Source organism: Leisingera sp. F5, assembly GCF_001593695.1.
Map to the genome: position 1 here is coordinate 1 of NZ_LUKH01000403.1, position 2,572 is coordinate 2,572.

1 protein-coding gene and 2 pseudogenes are annotated in these 2,572 nt (G+C 59.2%); 1 reads left to right on the plus strand and 2 read right to left on the minus strand.

Going from position 1 to position 2,572, the window contains the following annotated elements:
- A pseudogene (locus A2I95_RS30955) lies at positions 1–335 on the minus strand (type I secretion protein); the annotation flags it as partial.
- Between the two features lie 482 nt (positions 336–817).
- Positions 818–1,315, minus strand: coding sequence for a trimethylamine methyltransferase family protein (locus A2I95_RS30960; RefSeq protein ID WP_367153087.1), 498 nt, complete (start codon positions 1,313–1,315; stop codon positions 818–820).
- Between A2I95_RS30960 and A2I95_RS30965 the strand changes: the two are divergent.
- Positions 1,289–1,986: pseudogene (locus tag A2I95_RS30965) on the plus strand (hypothetical protein); the annotation flags it as partial. The gene A2I95_RS30960 and the pseudogene A2I95_RS30965 overlap by 27 nt on opposite strands.
- Positions 1,987–2,572 lie beyond the last annotated feature (586 nt).

Sequence of the window (2,572 nt, forward strand, 5' to 3'; positions counted from 1 at the left end):
GTGTAGCCGAATTGCACTGTCATGTCCGGATTGGATTTCTCCACCAGAACCAGCCTTCCCCAGACTTTGGTTCCGTCCTCCAAGGTGGCCACGTCGCTGAAGACGGCGTTATTGCCTGCAGATCCAGCCCAGCTGTCGTAGGAAATGCTCTGGATGTTGTTGATATCCAGCACCAGCGGCGTGGCATCCAGCCCCTGGTCGAACCCCTCCCCCATATCGCCATAAACGGTATCATTGCCCTCGCCGGCGTCTATCAGGTCGCTGCCTTCTTCACCGGCAACGGTATCCTCGCCTGCACCGGCGTCGATCGTGTCGTCGCCAGTGGTCCCATCCATTTTGTCGTTGGCTTTCGTGCCGGTTTTTGAGGCTTCGAGATCAAGGGCCCAGTCTGGTATCGGCATAATTTTGTTCGGCCTTCAGTTTTACTGTGAATGAAGCGCAACCGAATTTCTCCGGATGCCGGCTGCCTTGCCGGCGGTTGCCGCTTGCGTCGCAATGAGCGATACGCGCGTGCAGGAAAACAAACCGTAAACTCACCGAAAATTACAAGTTTGCTGCCTCCCAGGAGAATGGTCCAGCGTTGTGGGCAGAGCACCAGCCCTTTCACAAGCAACCTGAGCTGAGTGCCTGATCAAAGCACGAGGTTGCGGTATTTGCGCAAAATCGCGGATACTTCTGTCTTGGCTTCCGGCGGCAGTTCGGCCTGTTCCAGCTCAGCCGGCATATCCTTCAGGTCATCGTCAACGCGCTCGAACAGGTCCTGATCCGCAAGCCAGGCGTTGCTAAGCGGAATATTTGGGCCAAAATAGCGGGAATTTCAGACCTGAAACAAGCAGTTGCCGACCATGTGCTGGTGAGCGAAGAAGTTGCCGGTGCCGGTCAGCGACGGAAACCCCAGCGCGCCGCGCACCTGGCACATTGCCATGTCCGCAACCGGCGTCTGAGAAAAGCTGCCGATAGCGCCGGTGGCCGGCTCCATGAAATTCACATCCGAACAGCCGACGCAAAAGCTGCCTTCGGCGGCCAGCTGGCCCGGTATAACGGTCGCAAAATCCGTCATCAGCGCTTGAGTGATGCAACCGGCCAGGGTAATCGGAGAGGAGGCGCCGCCGATTGGCAGGGTGCCAACACCAACCGGGATCCCCGCCCAGGCTGCGATGATGATTTGCTCCGAGTGGATCCGCGCGAGATTGACCGGCAGCGGCGTGACCAAATGCAGGAAATAGGGTTTTTCCCGAAGCGCTTCTTGCGAGCCGCGCAGCGCGGCTGCCATCTCGATCACGGCATCAAGCGATACCCTATCGGCTTCTTTCATATCGACATCGCCGAGGTTCAGACGGTGGAGGGCAAGCTTTATCTCTTCGCGGGCACTGACCGGACCGGCAAGTTCGCAGTCACCACGGCTCGTGGACAAGGCAGATCGCAAGACAGCCTGGGAGTTCCTCGAACATCTGCTCAAGGCCGTTCCTTATCGGATACACACGATCCTGACCGAGCGAGCTATTGATGGCGCCATTGGTTCAAGCCCAATGGCGAGCGGCATCCAGTTCGCCGCGCAGCCCCGCAATCGCAAAACCCCTTGTTCTCGGCAGATGGGCTTCGGCATGATCTGCGAGGCCAATGAGATCGAGCATCGGCTTACCAAGCCAAACCACCCATGGAGCTGCGAGGAAAGGCAAACAGTCCGGGGGACTGTTTACCCGAGCGGCGGCCAGGTCGAACGCATGAACCGAACGATCAAGGAGGCGACCCTCAAACGCTTCCACTACGGCAACCACGACCCGTTGCGAACACACATTGCCGACTGCATGGCAGCCTGCGACTTCGGCCGCAGCCTCAAGACGCTGAACGCGTCTCACGCCCTACGAATACATCTGCAAGATATGGACTTCTGAGCCAGATCGATTCACCCTTATACGCACCGGTGTAGCACATGCGGCGTGGTATCCGGAGCCTTGCAACCCTAGTGAACCGCCACCTCCGTGATCGCAGATACAGGGCCGGTCGCGGCACAGACCGGACGCCCCCGCTAGAATTCCATCAGCCGCCCACCCCGCAGCAGCCATCTCCGGTATCCCAGGCCGACGCATGCCGTTTCTGGACGAGGCGACAGAGAGGGGCATCACCAGATCCAAGCTGCGGCGGGAGCGGCGTCACGTATAGATTTCAAATTCCATGCGGGTGAAACAATCGTAGACAGCCCCTGCTCCGGCGGCGGTTTCCAGGAGATTTCAGGCGCGCAAATCTTCGTTCCCGCACTTTGCGGGAATACCTTGAGCGGCCGGTTCGCCCCGTCCTTCCGGCGGCAATCACGATCGCCTCCTTGTGCGTCACACGAGACGTTACATTCGCAAGGTGGCACCTCACAGTCCAAGGCATCATACGGCCGCCAAGCATAGCTCAAACTCCTCACCGCTCCGGACATGATGGTTCTCCCCCTTCCCCAAACGGGCGATGACCAAGTGACCCGCTGGCCGCCTTCGTCTCCAGATCTTGCCAAAGCCCCGGATCCGGGCGAAAGGATCCTGATCTGTGAAGCAACCCCGCCCCAAGGCACGCAGTTCCGCCAAGC